We start from the raw sequence: 20,140 nt of genomic DNA on the forward strand, positions 1-20,140 counted from the left end.
ACGATCGCCCCTTTATTTCTTCTTCACTTCGTTCTCAGGCCGGTTGACGCCGGCATCCACTAACCCTGTCGAAACGATCTTCGAAACCACTTGCACGTGAACTTGGACTTCCGGAAACTTCTCTTCCCAATTCACCTTATTGCGCTCCCACTCGTTCGGGTATTTCCTGTAAAAGATTTCGGCGAATTCAAAGATGTCCGATTTCAATTCCAATTGGACTCGTTGAAATAGGTTCTTTATTTGGCCTTCCACGTATTCGCTTAGTTCACCCTCCAATTGTTTTGCTAATTGCGGGTTTCTATAAGATATGGCGTTTGTGCTTTCGACTAGCCTAGCCTCAAGATTGATTTGGGCTGTCATGCTCCACTTCTTATCGCTGATTCGAGGCCGCATTGTCGTATGACTCCTTATTAAAGACAGCGATACCAGGCCTTTCCCTTCTTTTGGAGCAAACGTTAAGATACTCGTTCTTAATTCGTTTCTAAGCAGGAGAAGCGACCTGGTTAATTCATCGTCGATTTTCCCAATCATCCTGCCATCTTTGAGAACGGCTGTCCCCTTTACGAAAGGCGTTGACTGATTCGGGCTTGACGGTTGCTCCGATGGGAGTATCTTAACCAGCGGTAATGCGGCTGCTCCGGATTTGCCGGCCAGCATTTGTGCCAGCGATTTGATCGGCACTTCCATGACGGAATGGAGCTTGGTCATTGCCCGCAGCGTGCTGGCTGTGCTTTGTTCTAACGGAGGCTGCAGCGCAAGTACGCTCTTGGCGGTTCCGTCGCTGATAAAAATTTTCAATCGCATGCGAGCATCCGGAAACCGCATCTTGACGTCGACGGTATCGCGAATGCCTTCCTTGGCGACCTTATCGCTAAATATCAGAATCTTGTCATGTCCCCAGATGGCATCGCGAGGGAACATTTCTCGCAACTTTGAGAAGGCATCAGCCTCCGTCAATCCGGTGGCCGATCTCACATATGTCGAAGGTGCCCCTCCGCCTGATCGCGAGTTTTCCTGACCTCCGCTCCGCTTTTTCGGTACAAATACTTGAACGGACAGCTCAATGCCGCCGGATTCGTTCTTATCGATACCCGTAGCGAGGATGACTGCCACATCGTTGACTTCTCTTCGATCCCAGCAACCGGAGAGAGTTAGAAGGATAATGACGCAACCAGGCAAGAGCAGCCATTTACTGGAGCATCTTCGACCTGCGTCGTTCATCCTCCATGCCTCCTTACTCGGGGTTGAAATTTGTTTCGCAAGATCGCGGCGAGCAGCAAGCCAGCCGGAAGAACCAATTCAAACGTCATATTCTCAAACGGCGTACTCGTTCCGAGGTAGTGAGCGAACTCTTGAATATTGGGGGCAACCCACAGCGTGAACAAGGCCAGCAGGATACCGCTTGGATATACGATCGGACGGAAGTCGGATAAATGAAGCAGCTGCGAGGTTCCGAGCACGAACACGTAAAAGTAAATCGAAATTTTAATAAACGCACCGATAACCCAGATTGCCACCATAATCGCCTCTACATGTTCGAAGAAATCGGCGACGTTAATATAACGAATGGCCATCATGACCGGGTATTGCAGCTGCGAGGTGATGTCTCCGAATATAAATAAGGTCGCCATCGTGATTAAGACCAGCGTGACCATAATAAATATAGCCGCGATAGTGCCCCACTTCATCGCCTTCTGCGGATTAACCAGATGAGGCAGCAGAAAAGATACGAGCGCGAAATGCGCAAACCAGCCCCCTGTCGGGACTGCACCTTTTAATGAAGGTTGAACCCCGTTAGCAAAGACAGGTAGCAGATTATGAGGCTGCATGTCCGGAATGAGCAAGACGAGTATGATGATCCAGGATAGGATGAGCAGCGGCACTAAAATCTGTGCGCTTCTTGCGATCGCTTCGATGCCTCCGCGCACGGTAATCGCGCACACCAACACCATGCTTGCGATGATAAACAGAATCGGCGTATTGCGCAGGAAAACCATCGTGACGAAATCCGCGTATTGCCTGACGATCATTCCGTTAATATGAAGAATGGCGAATAGATAGCAAGCTCCGATGGCTTTGCCAAGTATGCTGCCGAATATGCGTTCCAGCTGTTGAATCAGTGTTTCGTTCGGATAGATCTTATATAGCCGATACATGATATAGAGCACGATTAAACCGACAACGATCGCCCAAATCGGAGACATCCACAAATCCCGTTTAGCGAGTCTGGCCGTAAAGGCTGGGATAATGAGGTCGCCTGTAGCGACTATAGCCGGATACAAGATCATGGCCAATTGCAGCGCGGATATTTTGCCTTTTTCAATCATTCCGCCCCCTCCCCTTCTTTCTTGTTGCGCCTTTGTCCGGGAGCTTGTCGATACTTATTGATCGCGCCGGCCAGAGACGGGCGAGTAGTCATCCTCCACCAGGGAGCACGAATAAGCACATCCTTCAGTTCGTTAGGTTTGAATGGCGCGAGCGGCGTCAAATATGGAATACCGAATGACCGCAGCGTGCTTAGATGGACGACGATAAGGATGAGCGAGAGAATGATCCCCAGCAAACCCATCATGCCCGCCATAATCATAATCGGAAAGCGAAGCATTCGAATCGTAATGCCAAGCGTATAATGCGGCGTTAAGAAAGAAGCGATTCCGGTAATGGCTACGACCATAACCATGGGAAATGATACGAGACCGGCTGCCGTTGCGGCTTGTCCAATTACGAGCGCTCCGACAATGCTGACGGCGGGACCGACCTGTTTGGGAAGTCGTAAACCGGCTTCTCGAAGCGCCTCAAACGTAACCTCCATTAACAAAGCCTCAATTAAAGCCGGAAATGGGATATCCTCTCGTGATTCCACTATACTGAGCAGCAGGATTGTGGGAATCATTTCATGATGGTAGGTTAGGATGGCGATATATGCCGAGGGCCCTAACAAACTGATTCCGATGAAGAGATAACGAAGCCAGCGAATCATCGTGCCGATTATGAACCTATTATTATAGTCCTCCGGCGACTGCAGCAAGGAAAAGAACGTTGTCGGCGCGATGATCGTGAATGGCGTCCCGTCCACCAGTATGGCTATGCGTCCTTCCAATAAATTCGAGCAAGTTACGTCTGGTCGTTCAGTAGCAATAAATTGAGGAAACGGAGAATAAGAATTACCTTCCAGAAATTCTTCAAGATAACCGCTTTCCAATATCCCGTCAACGTCAATTTGCTTTAAACGCGCAGTTATCTCACTCACTAAGTCAGAATCAGCGATTCCATCGATATAGGTAATGACTACGTCCGTCTGCGTATATCTTCCGATCTTAATGCAGTTCATCTTCAGCTTCGGGCTCCTGATTCTCCTTAGCAGTAAAGATGTATTGGTCATCAAGTTTTCCGTGAATCCGTCTCTTGATCCTCTGACGATGGATTCTGCAATCGGTTCTTCGATCGACCGATTGGTCGATTGCGACAAACCAAGAGCGAGGCCTTGATCTTCCAGATCAACGAGCAGCACCGGATATCCAATGGATACTCGTTCAATGACGTCTGCAATCTGGTCTACGGTATATATTTTGGAGACTGGAATTTTCTCTTGAATAGCCTTCATGGATTCACCCGCTTCCAGCCAGGAGCTTTCCGCGATGAGTGGGACAAGCACAAATTTGTCTATGGCTTCTTTACCGGATAAGTTCTCGATATAGATCAGGGCGGCATTCCGTCTATTAGACAAGACGAATTCATGAATGGTCACATATTCGCATCTATCGTAAATAGAGCGAAGCATTTGCAAAGTTTCACCGAGCTTCGCGGACAGAGGGCGTTTCATTTCTTGGTGTTGCGAATCGATGGCTGGTTGACGATACGCCTTCATGAAAGTTCATCCTCTTATCTCGTTAGTAGTTTCCCGTCCTATGACGCTCGTTCGACATCACTATGCAGGATTTCCCAATTCCATCTTGAGTATGCGCGCCTGCCGCCCTCATAGTAAAAGGAGCTAAGCACACGCATGCTTAGCTCCTTCATTAGCTCACCTCTTTACACCGTGGCCGGAATTAACGGCTGAAGCGCGTTCGATCGGTCGATAAACACGAAGGCATCATAGCGTTCCGCCATGACGCTGGGGACATAATTGCCTCGCTCGTAATGCGGATGATAGACCACGCCGATCGCGCGATGGCCGTACGTATGATGGAAGACCTCCGTATCTGTCCCTCGGAAAATCAACCATTGATCGTATGCACCTGCTTCGTGCATCAGATCCTCCCAGCTGCCGCGCCGCGCTTCCGGAACACGCAGCACCTCAAGCGGTGATTCCCAGGCATCCGCCGCGATGACTTTACCGCTGTGTGTCCCGAATCCAATGGCGAACACTTCCATCTCATCGCTCTGCTCGCGGAGAAGCTGACCCACATTGACCATACGGTCTGCTTCCATATCCGTAGCACGCGCGTCTCCGATGTGCGTGTTGTGCTCCCATACGATTGCTTTTGCAGAAGGACCGTAGAAATGCATGACTCGATTAAGCGCCTCGACCATATGCCGATCCCGAATATTCCACGAGTCAGGACCGCCCTTCACCATGGCCTGATAATAACGCTCGGCATTGACGGCAACGAGCGCATTGATCTCATCATTCAACAGTGATTCATGCGTGCCGCCGGCACGATTGCGCTTCGCTTCCAGCTCTCTTAGCAGTTGAAGCACTTCATCCTGGCACATCTCGGAGAAGAATGCAGCAGACATGCCGTAGTTCTGGCCATCCCGGCTGTGCGGTTCGAAACAGGAGAAGGCGTTCAGCGCTGCAGCAAGCTCCGGCGAATTCGTCCTCTTCAGATGTTTGATAATCTCGTCCATCGACTCCCAAAGACTGTACACATCAATGCCATAGAATCCAATCCGATATTCCTCAGGCAGCTCGCGATTATACTCGCGCAGCCATTCGATTAACTCCGACGTTTCCCGGTTCGCCCACATCCACAACGGCCAGCGATCGAAGGATTGCAGCACTTCGAGGGCGGATCCTAATGCCTCCGGATGATGCTTGACGTACTTGTTCACTTCATAACAGGAGGGCCAGTCACCTTCGACTGCGATGAAGCTGAATTGATGCTGTTCGATCAGCATTTGGGAGAGCACCGTTCGATTCGTGTAAAACTCACTCGTTCCATGACTCGCTTCGCCGAGCAATACATATTTCGAGCCGGCTGTTGCGTTCGCAAGATGCAGAAGATCCACAGGCTGCTCCAAGCGGTTCGCTCGCTGCTTGATCGCATCGACTATTTCCTGCCGATCGTTCGTTCGTCCTTTAATGCTCATCGTAGAATGTCCCCTTCTCTTCTCACAAGCTGGAAAATATAGTGTTTATATTTTCCAATTCGTGCAAGAGTTATGAGCTATGCTGTTAAGGCCGCTTCAAGCAGAATAAGCTTCGTATTCGCCTTCACACGTCTCCCCCTTATGCGTCGCTATTCCTCCCATGGAATGACCGTCAATGCCGGCCAGTTTGCCTTCCATTTCGCCGCTTTCTGCAGATAGAACGTTTCCGTGATCTGTGCCTTATTGGCTCGTACGATCAACCCGAACAGATCATTTAATCCGAATGGCGCATAGATATTCAGGTGCCATCTTCAGTCCTTCTGAGCCCAATTGCCGTCGACGTTGTCGGCCAACTGTTAATGGCTGCTTCCAATGATCGATAAGGCTGGATCGAATAGCCGTAACGGTCCTCATACCAAAGATGAACCCGAGCTTGATTCTTCACATCCAGCTGATAGGGGAGTTCACCGAAGGCCGCTCTTACTCTATCGATAATCTCTCCTTCTTTGTCGTACGACAAATCCTCGTCATAATACACAAAGTCCAGATCCTTAATCCCATCATTCAGCGGACGCCCGCACAGATAATTCCAGACCGTCTGCGTCACGCAGCCTGCCCCTATGTAATAGTGCTCCAATTGGAGCGACGATGCCTTCACCAAAACGTTCTCCAGTACAGGATTCATTAGAACAATCCGTGTAAGACTGTCCATCTGCGTGGCAATATCTTGATTATGCGAAGCATATGACTTCATGATCATTCCGATTCCATACTCCTCCCGACCTCATATTATTCACTGCGAAATACAAACACCGGCCCATTCCACTGGTCAGTTTGAATAAGCTTCTCTTGATAATTGCCTTCACCGACATAATCCGAGATTACTTGTTTCCAGAAAGAATGCGCGTATGTATTGGCGGCTGTTTGCCGAATCTCCCAGAAACCGCGATGCTGCTCCATAATGAATTGCGCCGCCACTCGACCAACGCCTATACGCCGATATTTGCGCATGATGAAGAAATCACCGATGGTATGCGTGCGTTCAGCGGTACTCAGCTTCATATACTCAGGTGGCACATCCAGACTTACTAGTGCGAATCCCGCAATCTCGCCGTCAACCCTAATGAGATAGGGACGCCGATAGTCGTCTGTCCACTGATGATCGAAGTATTTGTATAAATAAAAGCCATGCTCATTCAGCACATGTCCATCAAACTCGCTGCTATCATAACGGTACAGTTGTATGAGCTGGTAGAGGAGCGTTTTGTCCTGATAAGGCAGTACCATTACTTCAATGTTCAACGGGTTCTCCTCCTTCTCACCAAATATGTATCATTGTTTGATTCCGTCACAATTTGAAGCCGAATAAGACCTCTACGGTTCGTTAGCGGTTTCCTCGCAAATATAACCTCAAATACTCCGGATAAGCGCGCAGATGTGTCGCTTGTGCCCTTGCTTGTGTCTTCTCTCGCAGCTCGGGAATCGTCTCCGAATCTACATAATCCGCCAAGATGTCGATGACATCATCCAGAAGACTAGCTCGAAAATACATCGACAGTCGCTCGTACAGCTCTTCGCCTGCCTGTTCGATCACTTTTGCCTTCCAGTAAGGCCAATCAGCTGTGTTATATAACGGCCATAACAGGACGGAATAGTCCATCGCCGCATCTCCGTTTGCCGCTAAGTCATCCCAGTCAATCATCCAAATCTCATCGCGCTCATCCACCATGACATTGTTCCAGCCCAAATCATTGTGCACAACATCGCTCGCTGACTTCCGGAAAGCCGGATTGGCATACACCGTCTCTCGCAAATCATGGATCTCAGCATCAAACCAATCCAACGTCTCTTCCGTTACAAAATGAAGCAAATGCTTCCCTTCTCTGATCGTGACCATATCTCCTTCGAAACGAGAAATGTAAGCATCAGCGAAGGCATCCGCATAGGTAAATGTAGCGTCAGTACGAACGAGCGCCGCAGCGAGCTCTTGATCACGATGCAGCTGCTGCAGCTTGAACAGCACTTTCGAAATCGCAGCTGATGCATGCGAGATCGATGTCAAAGATTCGCCACGAATATATTCGAACACCAGCCCATATCGATAATCGGGTATGATCTCTTCTTGTATTTCACGGATTAACCGTGGAGCGTTATAGCGGTTCGACAGCTGTTCGCTGACAGAAGCCCATTGCTGAAGCCGGTGCATTTTCGCATCAGGTGCGAGCTTGAGATGCCTGATCGTCTTCCCAGCGGAGATCCGATACGACTGATTCACAAATCCCCCGGGATTGTAAATATAAGTAACCTTTATTTCAGATCCCTGCTGCAGTCCCAATGAAGCTGCATTCGACTCGGCCCACTGCCTAATAAGTGTTTCATTACGTTCTATGTTCATGTTCTTCTTCCTTTTGTCACGAATAATGAACAACCATGAAGAAAACCGAATAATTCAATTGACAACAATGAACAATACGGAATAGGATATAGGCAAAAGCGTTCTATTCTTTAGCAAAAGCCGCGGAGGTCACCATGCTCGCAGAGGAACGAAGGCAGCGCATCCTGGAGATGCTTGCCAAGGACGGCAGAGTCGTTGCACAGGAGCTGGCACAACAATTTCAGCTTTCTATTGATTCGATACGCCGTGATTTAACCATCATGAAGGAGCAAGGTCTCCTTCAGAAAACATACGGAGGCGCGATACCGCCAGCTCCGAATGAGTCGCATAAAGTACGTGCCAAACCGCAGCCGAAGAATATTCGGTACGGGGAAGGCGCGCCGCACCAGAATGCCATTTCCAAATTAGCCGCTTCTTACATTCAACGAAACGATACGATCTTCATTGGCGGAGCCGGTATTCAGTACGGCATGTTGAAATATCTCCCCACCGACTTTCCTTTCACCGTCGTTACGAATTCTCTTATGATCGCGGAATCGATTCGATCCATGACTCATATTGAATCCTACCTTGTCGGCGGCAAGCTAAGAGCTGCCGGTGAAAGCTTAATCGACGTCATTGCCGTCGAAATGATCAGCAGATTCAATTACGATATCGGATTTATTACCGGCGGCGGAATCGCACAGAACGGCATCTGCGTCGCAACGCCGGAGAATGCTGCACTCATTCGAGCAGTAGCCGATGCCTCTCAGCAAACCATCTGTCTTGCGCCTCACGAGAAGATTGGTGTCCGCAGCTTTGCCACCTCTGTCCCCTTGCAGCAGATTAATTTGCTTATTACCGACCAGAAGGCTCCCGATCCCTTTATACAAGAATGTGAGAACCGTAACGTCAATGTCATCATTGCCGATGAACACTATTCAAGCGGAGGCGTAATCGATGAAAGCAATTAATGTGGAATGGTCCAACTCTCTTCATGGCAGCGTTCAAATTCCCGGTTCCAAGAATAGCTCGCTAGCACTGCTTGCAGCAGTTTGTTTGGCCGATGAACCGGTCACGCTGCTCGGTATTCCGGACATTGCGGATTTGCGAGTCATCTATGAAATGAGCCGTGAAATCGGACTTCAGGTCGAACGTCATGAGTCAGGTGCCATTACATTGGACCCGCGTAATATTACGAGCACGGTGCTTGATCCTGTCAAATCGTCCTCTTTCCGTGCTGCCTATTATTTCGTCGGTTCACTTCTAGCCAAGTTCGGCAAAGTTTCAGTCGGATATCCCGGCGGTGATGACTTTGTCAGTCGTCCAATGGATCAGCATATTAAAGCACTTCAGATGATGGGCGCAACGTTCACGTTTCATCCGACCTTCTACACCGTGGAAGCCAAAGAGCTCCATGGGGCGACAATTTACTTCGACATGATTACATCCGGCGCAACGATTAACGTCATGATGGCAGCCGTGCGTGCGAAAGGCACAACGGTATTGCTCAATGCGGCTCGTGATCCGGAAGTTACAGATACCGCGAATCTGCTTAATCGATTAGGTGCCAGAATTACCGGAGCCGGTACAGATACCATTCGCATAGAAGGTGTTACATCGCTGCACGGCGGTTCCTATACTGTCATACCGGATCGGCTGATTGCCGGTGCATTCCTGATGGCTGCCGGCGTTACGGGCGGATCGGTTACCGTGGACAATGTGATCCCCGAGCATCTCTCTTCCTGCTTAGCGAAGCTGCGTGAAATGGGGATGGAGCTGGATGTACACGATAACGCCATTACCGCACATTCGACCGGAATCCTTCGTGCTACTCGAGTACGTACGGCCATGTACCCGGGTTTTGCAACGGATCTGCAGCAGCCATTGACGGCGTTGCTTACCCAAGCCCGCGGCAAAAGCATCATCGGCGAGCGGATCTATCCGGCTCGATTCAATCATGCCCATCAGCTTATTCGCATGGGGGCGGATATTAAGATCCGCTCTGGCGTAGCCTCTATCAAAGGCGGCAGCGTATTGCACGGTACTTTGGTGCACGCTTCCGATGTTAGAGCCGGCATTTGCTTGATTCTTGCCGGACTTCGCGCGGAAGGCACAACGACAATCGCCGGCGTTCAGCATATCGATCGCGGTTATGAGGATGTAGTCGGCTCCTTCCGCTCACTCGGCGCGAACATCAGCATGTATGACAGCAGCGAAATGCCGGCTCACAGCTTAATCACCGGCATTCAATAAGTTATCCAAGAGCAGCTTGCCGTGTATGGTTGGCTGCTCTCTTTATGACAACGGAGCGCTGGTTGCCAGTGAATTTATAGGAACTTTCTCTGGGCATCTCTTATATCTTTCCAAGACACTCGACGAATGCCTTCACTCTTCAAGAGACTGCTAATATCCTCGTCCAACAACAAGCGATATTCAATCTCCCTTTCCCGTGCACAGGATGTCAGCGTCTCTAGCTCGAGCGTGTGCCATGATGGATGGACTGTCCATTGTGTGACTCCCGGCTTTAGATCCGCCAGCAGCTTCATGATTCGATCCTTTGCTTGCTCGTATCCCATCGATTCTTCCATGCAGTACGGCAAAGAAATCAAATCGTCGATCAACAAAATCCCTCGCTGCCTTGCAATCTCGATCCTGGCCTGAAACACCATCTTCAGCTCTGATGGAATAAATGACTGCTCCATGATGCGTTTCGGCAAGTTAAAGGGAAGTCGGTATTCTCGCATAAATCAATGGCGATCTCCAGAAAATCTCGCCCTCCTGCCAGCCCCATAATCGTGCCCCCGTGACTGTCCAGATGGGTCGGGTCGATGCCAAGGGCTAGGGCAAGCTGGATCTGTGCCTCCAGTTCGCAGCGAATTTCTTCCGGGTCGCCATGGTGCTCGATATACGATAAGTCGCTATGAAAGAATCCGTCCGCTGTCACTAAACTGGACAGGCTCCCCTTTTGATAAACAGGTTGATAGGGATGGGTTTGCTCACTGGATAAGGTAAGATGAATGCCAATATGACTATTGGCATCTTGTAAGCAGAGCTGAGCCGCCTCTCTCGCACCAGGGCAAGGCATCATAATGGAAGCCGATGAAATGGCGCGACTTGCAAACAGCTTCGAAACCGCCTCATTCGTTCCCTGCGTAATGCCCAAGTCGTCCGCGTTAATAATTAACAAGCGATCCTCTGCTGCACAACCTAACCTATGAAGCACGCCAACCACCTCTTAATCCAACAAATCGATAAAATCTTGCAAGGCATGAGAGATCCATTTCTTCGGGTGAAGGATAAGCTGCAAGTCCAGTCTGATATCTGCATGAGAGAATGGCAGTACAGCTAGCTCACCACGTTCAATCTCTTCTTGTACAGCCATTCGTGGCAGCAACGCGATACCTGAGCCAGCCTTTAAGCAGCGCTTAATCGCTTCCGGATTACCAAGCTCCAAGCCAATGCGATAAGAAATACCTTCCTCCTGCAGGACCCGTTCCAGCATCATCCGATAATTGCAGCTGGGCTCGGACATCAGCCACTCTGCGTCTTGAAGCTGTTCGATGTGAATGGTTCCCATCGATGTAACCGGATGTTCGGCACCTGTAACCAGAACCAGCGGTTCTTCACGTATCGCCGTCCAAGTTAGCGGGGTATGAGCAGGTTTATTTTCCAGTAAGAGTCCAAGATCGTACTCCCCTTCTCGCACTTTCTCCACAATCGCAGCCTCGCGATCCGGCTGAATCCGGATGGTAAGTGCCGGATACCGCTGCCTCATCTGCTGAATAAAAGGTGGCAGATAATACGAAGCTAGCGAGTCAATCGTCCCGATCGTCAAAGTCCCCCCGCCTTGAACGGCAAGCATCCCCTTGGACTGGTCATACAAATTCAGCATCTGAACAGAGATCTTGAGCAGCTCTTCTCCCGCCAATGTCAGCCGCAAGGCGCGACCGAACCTTTCAAACAGCTTTACTCCGTACAGCTGCTCCAGCTTCTGGATTTGCATCGTTACGCTGGACTGCGCATAACCAAGCTCTCCCGCTGCTTTCGTGTAGCTTTGATGGAATGCGACCTCCCGAAAGGTCTGGAAATAAGTAAGATCCATATCGTCACCACTTCAATATTATTGATAACACTCATCACTTATTATAGATAACTGTGATGCGAAAGAACATGTTAAAGTGATAGCAACCATACTTTAGGAGGATGTTATCATGCTGAATGAACGCGATTTAAAAGGAACTTATGTACCTACGATTACACCATTCTTGCCGACAGAAGAGCTGGATTTGGAATCTTATCAGCGTTATGTGGCGAATTTGCTGCACCATCACATACAGGGCATAGTCGTTAACGGTACCACCGGTGAAGCACCGACCGTAACCTGGGATGAAGTAGCAACTCTCTTCGCAGCGACCAAACAAACGATGACAAAGGGCAATCATGAACTGCCGATCATTGTCGGTACGGGAACGAACAGCACCCGCTCCACCGTCCAGCGGACGGAATTAGCCGCTGAGCTAGGCGCAGATGCCGTCCTCGTTGTAACGCCCTATTACAGCCGTCCATCGCAGGAAGGCGTGATCGAGCATTTTCGTAGAGCTGCCGAAGTCGGCGTGCCCGTTATTGCCTACGAAGTACCTGCTCGCACGGGGCTGCAATTAACCTCAGAAACGGTCCAAAGAATCTTGGATGTACAAGGTGTCATTGGATTAAAGGACAGCACAAGCAGCACGCAGCTCCTGACCCAGCTTGTACAATCGGATACGAAACCGATCCTCTGCGGCAATGATCAAACCTACTTGGAGATGTTAGCCAACGGAGCAACCGGAGGCATATTATCATCGGCAAATGTGCATACCGAACGGTTTGTGCAATTATTCAACCACGTGTCGCAAGGAGAAATGATCGAAGCGCAGAACTTATTCCATTCGCTTACGCCTATGATTCAAGCCCTGTTTCAAGAGTCTAATCCCGCACCTCTCAAATGGATCCTGGCTGAGCAAGGCCTTCTTGCCTCACCTTCGCTGCGCTTGCCTATGAGTCCGATTAGTGCCGATTTAGCTCAACAATTAAACCGATTGCTGCTGCAGCGATAAGGTCACTGCTCTAATTCTTGTCCTTATACATCAATGCCCGAATTGCAAAACGCGGCAATATCAACTGTCTGCGCCATCTGGAAGGCTGGTTAAGCAGTCGATACAGCCACTCCACGTTCCACTTCTGCCAGATCGCCGGCGCTCGCTTCACGGTTCCGGCGATAATATCCAAGCTGCCGCCGACCCCCATGGCAATCCTCGCGTTAAGCACGCTCTTATAGCGGTGGATTAGCTGTTCCGATCTAGGCGCACCTAAAGCAACGACCAGGATATCCGGTCTCAGCCTCCCAATCTCTGCGATAATGCGTCCCTCTTCGTGTTCGCCATAGAAGCCATGCTGTCTGCCAATTACCTTCGCACCGGGATAGCTCCGTTCGATCTCTTCCGCCGCTAGTTGATTGGTCTCTTTACTCGCGCCAAGCAAATAATACGTTCTGGCAATCGGACCACTTGCTTGCAGCAGCTGCAGAAGCAGATCACAACCGGTTACGCGTTCGGGAAGCGGATTTCCCTTCAGCCGGGAAACCATTACGATGCCCATGCCGTCCGCTGTGAGCAGTCCAGCTTCTTCTACAATATTGCGCAGCTGCGTATCATGCTGACAGGACATTGTGATTTCGGGGTTAAGCGTCACAACATGAAATAATTCAGATCGATGTTCATCTATAACTTGATCAATAATGGCAATCGTTTCTTTCATCGTCAGCTTAGGAACCGGAATTCCCATAATCCTCGAGTAGGTCTTCATGTGTAGTCGTTGAGCCACCTTTTGCCGAAAGTTGGAATTCGCTTACATACCCAATATTACCCTTTAGCAGCAGCCAGAAAAAGAGTAAAATGGAAATAGGCACGATTCTTTCCACCACTACTACTCGGGTCGCATAAGGAGATGGCTGCTCAGATGAAACGTTTTGCCTTCGTAACAGGCGCCGATCGCGGGCTTGGCTTAGCGCTTGTGAAAGGACTTCTTCAAGAACAGTATCACGTAATAGCCGGTCACTATCTGGATCAAAGTCCGCAGCTTGAACAGCTCGCGTCTGAGGTTCAGGATTCTCTCAGTTTGGTGAAGCTGGACGTTGCAAGTGATCAAAGCGTGGCCGAAGCGGCAGCACAAATCGCCGCCATGACCGACACCTTGGATCTGGTGCTCAATAATGCCGGGATATTAGGCGATATTCAGGCGACCATTCTAGATCCGCTTCCATTGGCCGACATGCAGCAGGTGTTCAATGTAAACACGCTCGGACCGCTGCGCGTCACCAATGCGCTTGCTCCACTGGTGCTTCGCAGCGAATCCAAGCTGTTCGTCACGATCTCCTCGGAAGCCGGCAGCATTGCCGATTGCGAACGTACAAGCTGGTTTGGCTATTGCATGTCGAAGACAGCGCTGAATATGCAAGGTGCACTTATCCATAACGAAGTGAAGAAGTCCGGCGGGCAAGTCCTGCTCCTCCATCCAGGCTGGGTACAATCGTACATGAGCGGGACGTTAAACACCGAAGCGACCCTCACGGCAGATCAATCTGCAGCTCATATTATCGAACGCATCCTTGAGCTCAAGCCGAATGAACCGTCCGATAAGCCGCTGTTTAGAGACTACTCAGGAAATGAAATGTCTTGGTGAGAATGAGAAAGCGAGGGATAATGCGATGACTGTACATACTCGGAAGCATGTGCTCGTGCTTGGCGATAATGCAAAGGCGCCTTACCATCCACTGATTAACATTCAAGAGGAACTCTCTGCCATTCTTGGCGAGGAACAATATGAAATCAGTTACACCGATAATTACAATACGCTGGATGTTGATATTCTGCATGCCTGCGATCTGTTTATCTCCTACACGGACTGCTGGAGCTCACCGATTGAAACGGACCAAGCTGCTGCTTTGATGCAATATGTGCATCAAGGAGGCAGTTTGCTGGTCATCCATAACGGAATATCGCTTCAGTCCCGAGAGGAATGCGCCGAGCTCATCGGTGCGCGCTTCACCGGACATCCGGACTATCAAAGCCTTGAATTTCACTTCTCCGATACGGAGCATCCGGTCACACGCGGCGTCGCCCCCTTCTTCCTCGAAGAAGAACCGTATCGGTTCGAATTTCTTCCGGCAAGCCATGTCAGCGTGTTGATGGAATACGCAATGGAGGGTCAACTTTATCCGGCTGCATGGACCGCTAACCGCGGTCGAGGAAGGTTAGTCTATCTGATGCCCGGGCATCATAAGCCCTCTTTCCTGCATCCGGCCTGTCGACAATTGATCCGCAACAGCGCAAATTGGCTGACAGAACAGCTCTAATACATTTATGCATTTGTGCCGGAGGGTATTTGACTCGCTCTTATAATCGCAAGATCACAAGGCGAGCGATACCCTCCGGCTTATTTTATTACCTTACTCCCTATAACTCTCCGCTCCGCCTTACCCCCAGATAAGCCATCAATGAACCGAAACCAACACTGACCAAAGCGAGTATCGACATGGATTGCAGGTTCTGATACAGGACATCGTTATTCATAACGACCATCCCCGAATTAGAGATGATAAACGAACTAATGATCAGCGCCGGCATCGTCTTGCGGAGCATACCGAAGAAGAGCGGAACGAGGGACAACCCTGCAGCGATAACGGCAATAATGATGATTCGCAGCGCTTCCTCCCAGAGTCGATCTCTCGTTAACGGTTCGGCAATATAGTGATAATGGGAATTGGCAACAAGCAGCGCGCCGGATACCACAAGATGCCCGATGATAACCGTCAGAAAAGTCCAGACACCGATAATGACCAATTTGGCCGCGAAGATCATGTTGCGAGGCACCGGATACACGAACAGAATCGTCACCGTTTTGTTGCGATATTCATCAATGATCATTCTCGACATCAACACGGATGCGAAGATCACGAACGTAATGCCCACGTAATTCATGATGCTCTGAAAAGCACGATCATACGAATCGACATCATTATTAGGGATATCGCTGCCTACCACCCAAAGCACCAGCATTAGAATGGTAACCACGGCAGAGAGCAGCAGCCCGCGCCACCTCGTCTTCTTAAGCTCCAGCTTAATCAGCTTCCACAACATGCCCGCTGCCTCCTTCGATCAATCCGAGGAAGTACTCTTCCAGCGAACGCGACTTCTTGTTGAGCGACTCAACTCCGATATCATGCTGTACCAGCAGTCGATTCAGTTCCACAGGAGTTACTCCGGGGTCATAGATGCGAATTGCTCCCTGCCCCATCACTTTATAGTTGGCAATAGCCAGCTTGTCTTCCAGAACAAGCACCGCCTGCTTGCTGTCCGTGACCGTTACTTCCACGTATTCATTCTGCCTTTCTCTTACCCGCTCCATGGACACTTCTTCGATCAGCCGCCCATGATTGATTACGCCAATCGTATCCGCCAACTGCTCGATTTCCTGCAAAATATGACTGGAGATCAGCAGCGTCATCCCATACTCCTTGCTGAGCATCCGAAACAGATCCCGCAGCTCCCTGATTCCGGACGGGTCCATGCCGTTAACCGGCTCATCGAGGATGAGCAGCTCCGGCTTCGTGCATATCGCACGGGCAATCCCGAGTCGCTGCTTCATGCCAAGCGAGAAATGTTTGACCGGCTTTCCCCGATCCACATCGGATAATCCGGTCAGCTCCAGCGCGTTTGCGATCGCAGCTTTGTCATAATAGCCCATATACTCGCAGTGCAGCTCAAGATTGGCATGAGCAGACAGGTGGTCATAGAAGATGGGATATTCAATAATGCTTCCCATCCGTTTCATCCATTCATAGGTCCCCGGTGTTTGCTTCTCGCCGAACAGCTCGATCTCGCCGCTTGTCGGCTGCACAAGTCCTGTCACCATACGCATGACGGTGGTTTTGCCGGCTCCGTTCGGTCCGAGAAAGCCATAGATTTCCCCTTGCTGCACGCTCATGTTTACGCCTGCGATGACTTCTTTCTTCTTGTAGGTCTTGGATAGCTGCTTCGTTTGCATGATCATGCCCATACCCATGCGTGCCCCCCTCGTTAGAAACGGAATTTCATAAACCGAATCGTGAACACCGTCTTCTCATTCGGCATACTCTTGAGCGAAATTTCCGCTTCCATCAGCTCCACAAGCCGTTTCGTAATCGTTAAACCGAGACCGCTTCCTTGATGCGATTGATTTCTGGAATCCGACAGCGTATACAGCCGCTCGAAGATGCTCGCTTGATCTTGCTGCCGAATCCCTATTCCGCGATCCCATACCTCAATAAGCACGTGATCCCTTTGCTCAACTAACGCAATTCCGACTACTCCGCCATCATGACCGTACCGGATGGCATTGGATAAGAGATTATGTAATACGCGTCCGATCGCGTCTTCATTGCCATAGACATAAATCGGCTCCTCCGGAATATCAGCTTCCACTTGCAGTCCCTGCGACTCAATTTCCTCATAGTAGAACAGGATGCTGCTGCGACAGGAGCTGCTTAGGTTGATTTTGGACAACGGAACGGGTCGATCTCCGGATTCCAGTCTAGCCAGATCGAAGAACTGATTCGTCAGATTGATAATATCGAGCGTTTTTTCATGAACCTTAAGGGAGAGTCTGCGCTGTTCGCCGGGATCATCCGCCAATGTCCCATGCGCCATCGTCTCGGTCAATCCAAGCACGACCGTCAGCGGTGTCTTCAAATCATGCGACATGTTGGCGATCATTTTCTTCAGCGCATTTTCCATCCGAATGTAGTCTGACTTTGTTTTCCGATTGGCATCAAGAAGCCGGTTAACGGCAGTAAGCAGCTCTTGAACCTGCTTTGCCTCCGTATGCCGAAGCACTTTCTCCGAGGAATCCTGATCTATAATGGCATTCAATTTGTACTGCACATAACGAAGATCATGAGTGATGGCCCTTCCACGCTTGAGCAGAATAAGAACAAGCACAAGAAGAAGGAGCACGAGCCCCGCCAGAACGAGAACAAGATCAAGCATCATCCCGGAACTCCCCCATTTTGTAGCCGATCCCCCATACCGTCTTAATGTATTTCGGAGTGGCAGGCTCATCCTCGATCTTGTCCCGAAGGCGTGATATATGAACCTGGATCGCATTTACATCGTTCAAATAATCATCGTTCCACACCGCGCGGTAAATTTGTTCTTTGGAAAACGCACGCTTCGGATACGTCATTAACAGCTTCAGAATGAGTAGCTCTTTGGCAGTTAGATTAATGGGCTGATCGCGTTTCATCGCCAGATGCTCCTCGGTATGCAGCGTTAGCTCATGAACGCGAAGCACATGTTGCTGAGGTGCGGTAACCGTTGCTGCACCAGCATACTGCGATGCCCTTCTAAGCGCTGCTTTCACCCTGGCAGTCAGTTCAATAAGCGAGAACGGCTTGGCCAAATAATCATCCGCTCCAAACCCGAGCCCGAGCGCCTTATCCACATCGCTGTCTTTGGCGGAGAGAATCAAGACCGGTACGGTGCTGCTTGCCCGCACATAACGCAGTACTTCCATGCCGTCCACGCCAGGCAGCATCAGATCAAGCAAGATGAGCTGATACGTTTCCTGAGCCAGCAGCCGAAGCGCTGCTTCCCCATCTGCCGCATGGCTGAGGACAAAGCCTTCTTTGGACAAATGCCGCTGAACCATATCTGCTATCGCGTAATCATCCTCTATGAGTAAAAGTCGACTTTGCATGCTGCTACCACCTTGGCTATTAGTTGCTACCAGTATACCGTTTTCTGCCAATCCATGAACAGTCCGGTTGAATCGTCAGTTCGCGACATCCCGCTTCGCGAATACGACCCATGCGAAAACAGCGAATACGGCTGTATAGACTGCCAGAATAAGCAGCGAGAAGGTCAACGTCATATCGCTGAGGAAGGGTCTCCCCGCCGTGTACGAATACAAATCCAGATTGGCAAACAGCAGATATTGGGTCCAGCCGAATGATTTCAGCATATAGGCAAGCTGCGGTCCGCTCAGCAGGAAGAAGATCGATACGCCGATCGCGACTGCGCTTGAACGAAGAACGGAGGAGATCATGAAAGCGAATGTCGCCATCACCACAAGCTCAATTCCGCCATAGACTGCTGCTTTGAACAAGTTACCCAGGACATCCCCTGCAGCATCTCCAGCTCCGAAACCGAACAATAAACCGCCAGTGATCAATGCTGCAACCAACATGACTCCTGCGAGCGAAAGTCCAAATAAGAGCATCGCTGCGTATTTCGCCAGTAAAATTTGCGAACGACTATACGGTCGAATGAGCAGCAGCTTGATGGTACCGCCGGAGAATTCAGATGCGACAATGCCTGCCCCAACGATAATCGTACACAGGGTCACAATATCCATGAGGTTCGGAATGGCCGTTAAGACCAGATCGAGAAACTCCCATGCATCCTTCACTTGAATATCGTGCTCACTCGAATAGAAACAAAGCAGTCCCGCTGCAATTGTCATCATGGGAACGAGTACAACCATGATCTTGGTCCCTATCCGCGTATAAAGCTTGTGCAGCTCGTTAACGAGCAGTTTGCGTATTACTTGTTGCATGATTGTCGCCCTCCGTCAGCTGCATGTATTTCTCTTCTAAGGTTTGTGATTGGGTCAGATCCTCCAGCGCAAAGGTCGCATGCAATCGGCCATCCATCATGACGCCGAATCGATCACACAGCTGCTCCATCTCAGCGAGCAAATGCGACGAAACCATCACCGCGATGTCCTCTTCATGAGCAAGCTTACGAACGAGTCCCCTCATCTCGCGGATACCCGCGGGATCAAGGCCGTTGGTCGGTTCATCGAGTATGAGAACGGCCGGCTTGTGCAGCAGCGCTTGCGCGATGCCAAGTCGTTGGCGCATGCCGAGCGAATAGGTTTTCACTTTGTCTTGAATGCGAGAAGTAAGTCCCACCAGTGCAACAACCTCCTCGATTCGGCTTGGCGTGATCCCCTCACCCATGCGGGCATATTGCTTTAAATTTTGCAGCCCTGTGAGATGCTTATACAGCTCAGGGTTCTCCACGATTGCGCCGACATCCCGAATCGCTTCCTTAAACTGACTTCGAATGCTGCTTCCGCCAATTCGGACATCTCCATCGCTCATTGCTATTAAGCCGACCATCATGCGAATCGTTGTCGTTTTGCCAGCTCCGTTGGGTCCGAGTAAACCAAACACCTCGCCGCGGTTTAGCTGAAAGTGAAGATGATGCACGATCGTTTTTCCGAAAATTTGCTTCGTTAGATTATGGACCTCAACAATAGGTTCGCTCATTGTGCAATCCCTCCATCACTCATTCAATGCTCTAATCGTAACGGAGAAACCATACCTGACCCTTTCCCAAATCTTACGAAAGTCTTTCGAAATGCTCCGCA

19 protein-coding genes and 2 pseudogenes are annotated in these 20,140 nt (G+C 50.0%); 5 read left to right on the top strand and 16 right to left on the bottom strand.

The window, feature by feature from the left end; all coding sequences use genetic code 11:
• Positions 1-12 precede the first annotated feature (12 nt).
• The 7 genes and pseudogenes from BLW29_RS02960 to BLW29_RS02990 form a co-directional block, all read right to left on the bottom strand.
• The gene (locus BLW29_RS02960; protein ID WP_090976044.1) at positions 13-1,221 is read right to left on the bottom strand and encodes a Ger(x)C family spore germination protein; all 1,209 of its coding nucleotides are present in this window, start codon (positions 1,219-1,221) and stop codon (positions 13-15) included.
• Entirely contained in the window at positions 1,218-2,327 is a 1,110-nt protein-coding gene (locus tag BLW29_RS02965) for a GerAB/ArcD/ProY family transporter (RefSeq protein WP_090976046.1), read from the bottom strand. The genes BLW29_RS02960 and BLW29_RS02965 overlap by 4 nt, the downstream gene beginning before the upstream one ends.
• Positions 2,324-3,868 (bottom strand): spore germination protein, encoded by a 1,545-nt coding sequence (locus tag BLW29_RS02970; protein WP_090976048.1) that lies wholly within the window; start codon positions 3,866-3,868, stop codon positions 2,324-2,326. Before BLW29_RS02970 ends, BLW29_RS02965 begins: the two co-directional genes overlap by 4 nt.
• A gap of 164 nt (positions 3,869-4,032) precedes the next feature.
• A complete protein-coding gene (locus tag BLW29_RS02975) occupies positions 4,033-5,313 on the bottom strand; it encodes an erythromycin esterase family protein (protein WP_090976050.1) in 1,281 nt (426 codons plus the stop codon).
• A 149-nt stretch (positions 5,314-5,462) separates the two neighbouring features.
• Positions 5,463-6,073: pseudogene (locus tag BLW29_RS02980) on the bottom strand (nucleotidyltransferase family protein).
• Between the two features lie 29 nt (positions 6,074-6,102).
• Complete coding sequence (locus BLW29_RS02985) at positions 6,103-6,615, bottom strand: GNAT family N-acetyltransferase (protein WP_090976053.1); 513 nt, start codon at positions 6,613-6,615, stop codon at positions 6,103-6,105.
• An 82-nt stretch (positions 6,616-6,697) separates the two neighbouring features.
• Positions 6,698-7,708, bottom strand: coding sequence for an aminoglycoside phosphotransferase family protein (locus BLW29_RS02990; RefSeq protein WP_090976055.1), 1,011 nt, complete (start codon positions 7,706-7,708; stop codon positions 6,698-6,700).
• A gap of 134 nt (positions 7,709-7,842) precedes the next feature.
• Here BLW29_RS02990 and BLW29_RS02995 point away from each other — a divergent pair, with 134 nt between their 5' ends.
• Positions 7,843-8,661: a DeoR/GlpR family DNA-binding transcription regulator gene (locus tag BLW29_RS02995; protein WP_090976057.1), complete on the top strand. Its 819-nt coding sequence runs from the start codon at positions 7,843-7,845 to the stop codon at positions 8,659-8,661.
• Positions 8,648-9,943 carry a UDP-N-acetylglucosamine 1-carboxyvinyltransferase gene (murA, locus tag BLW29_RS03000; RefSeq protein ID WP_090976059.1) on the top strand — a complete coding sequence of 432 codons (1,296 nt, stop codon included), beginning with the start codon at positions 8,648-8,650 and terminating at the stop codon, positions 9,941-9,943. Before BLW29_RS02995 ends, murA begins: the two co-directional genes overlap by 14 nt.
• Before the next feature lie 74 nt (positions 9,944-10,017).
• Here the strand turns inward: murA and BLW29_RS32075 are convergent.
• Together BLW29_RS32075 and BLW29_RS03015 are read right to left on the bottom strand one after the other, a co-directional pair.
• Positions 10,018-10,922, bottom strand: a pseudogene (locus BLW29_RS32075) (polysaccharide deacetylase family protein).
• Between the two features lie 3 nt (positions 10,923-10,925).
• Positions 10,926-11,792, bottom strand: a complete 867-nt coding sequence (locus BLW29_RS03015; RefSeq protein WP_090976064.1) for a LysR family transcriptional regulator — start codon at positions 11,790-11,792, stop codon at positions 10,926-10,928.
• A 109-nt stretch (positions 11,793-11,901) separates the two neighbouring features.
• Between BLW29_RS03015 and dapA the strand changes: the two genes are divergently transcribed.
• On the top strand, positions 11,902-12,786 hold the full coding sequence (gene dapA / locus BLW29_RS03020) for a 4-hydroxy-tetrahydrodipicolinate synthase (protein ID WP_090976066.1): 885 nt from the start codon (positions 11,902-11,904) through the stop codon (positions 12,784-12,786).
• Positions 12,787-12,796: 10 nt separating this feature from the next.
• Here dapA and BLW29_RS03025 read toward each other — a convergent pair whose 3' ends face one another.
• Positions 12,797-13,534, bottom strand: coding sequence for a WecB/TagA/CpsF family glycosyltransferase (locus tag BLW29_RS03025; RefSeq protein ID WP_090976068.1), 738 nt, complete (start codon positions 13,532-13,534; stop codon positions 12,797-12,799).
• A 153-nt stretch (positions 13,535-13,687) separates the two neighbouring features.
• On the opposite strand from BLW29_RS03025, the gene BLW29_RS03030 reads away from it, so the two are divergent.
• A complete protein-coding gene (locus BLW29_RS03030) occupies positions 13,688-14,410 on the top strand; it encodes an SDR family oxidoreductase (RefSeq protein ID WP_177186466.1) in 723 nt (240 codons plus the stop codon).
• A gap of 25 nt (positions 14,411-14,435) precedes the next feature.
• Positions 14,436-15,083, top strand: a complete 648-nt coding sequence (locus BLW29_RS03035) for a ThuA domain-containing protein (protein ID WP_090977062.1) — start codon at positions 14,436-14,438, stop codon at positions 15,081-15,083.
• Between the two features lie 100 nt (positions 15,084-15,183).
• Here BLW29_RS03035 and BLW29_RS03040 read toward each other — a convergent pair whose 3' ends face one another.
• The 6 genes from BLW29_RS03040 to BLW29_RS03065 all read right to left on the bottom strand — a co-directional run bounded on the left by BLW29_RS03040 (position 15,184) and on the right by BLW29_RS03065 (position 20,039).
• Complete coding sequence (locus tag BLW29_RS03040; protein WP_090976073.1) at positions 15,184-15,867, bottom strand: ABC transporter permease; 684 nt, start codon at positions 15,865-15,867, stop codon at positions 15,184-15,186.
• A complete protein-coding gene (locus BLW29_RS03045; RefSeq protein ID WP_090977064.1) occupies positions 15,848-16,786 on the bottom strand; it encodes an ABC transporter ATP-binding protein in 939 nt (312 codons plus the stop codon). Before BLW29_RS03045 ends, BLW29_RS03040 begins: the two co-directional genes overlap by 20 nt.
• A gap of 20 nt (positions 16,787-16,806) precedes the next feature.
• On the bottom strand, positions 16,807-17,757 hold the full coding sequence (locus BLW29_RS03050; protein ID WP_256208272.1) for a sensor histidine kinase: 951 nt from the start codon (positions 17,755-17,757) through the stop codon (positions 16,807-16,809).
• Positions 17,747-18,463, bottom strand: coding sequence for a response regulator transcription factor (locus BLW29_RS03055; RefSeq protein ID WP_090976075.1), 717 nt, complete (start codon positions 18,461-18,463; stop codon positions 17,747-17,749). Before BLW29_RS03055 ends, BLW29_RS03050 begins: the two co-directional genes overlap by 11 nt.
• Positions 18,464-18,538: 75 nt before the next feature.
• Positions 18,539-19,321 (bottom strand): ABC transporter permease, encoded by a 783-nt coding sequence (locus BLW29_RS03060; RefSeq protein WP_090976077.1) that lies wholly within the window; start codon positions 19,319-19,321, stop codon positions 18,539-18,541.
• Positions 19,290-20,039 (bottom strand): ABC transporter ATP-binding protein, encoded by a 750-nt coding sequence (locus tag BLW29_RS03065; protein WP_090976079.1) that lies wholly within the window; start codon positions 20,037-20,039, stop codon positions 19,290-19,292. Before BLW29_RS03065 ends, BLW29_RS03060 begins: the two co-directional genes overlap by 32 nt.
• Positions 20,040-20,140 lie beyond the last annotated feature (101 nt).

The organism is Paenibacillus sp. CF384 (assembly GCF_900106745.1).
In the GTDB taxonomy this organism is placed as follows: Bacteria; Bacillota; Bacilli; order Paenibacillales; family Paenibacillaceae; genus Paenibacillus_Z.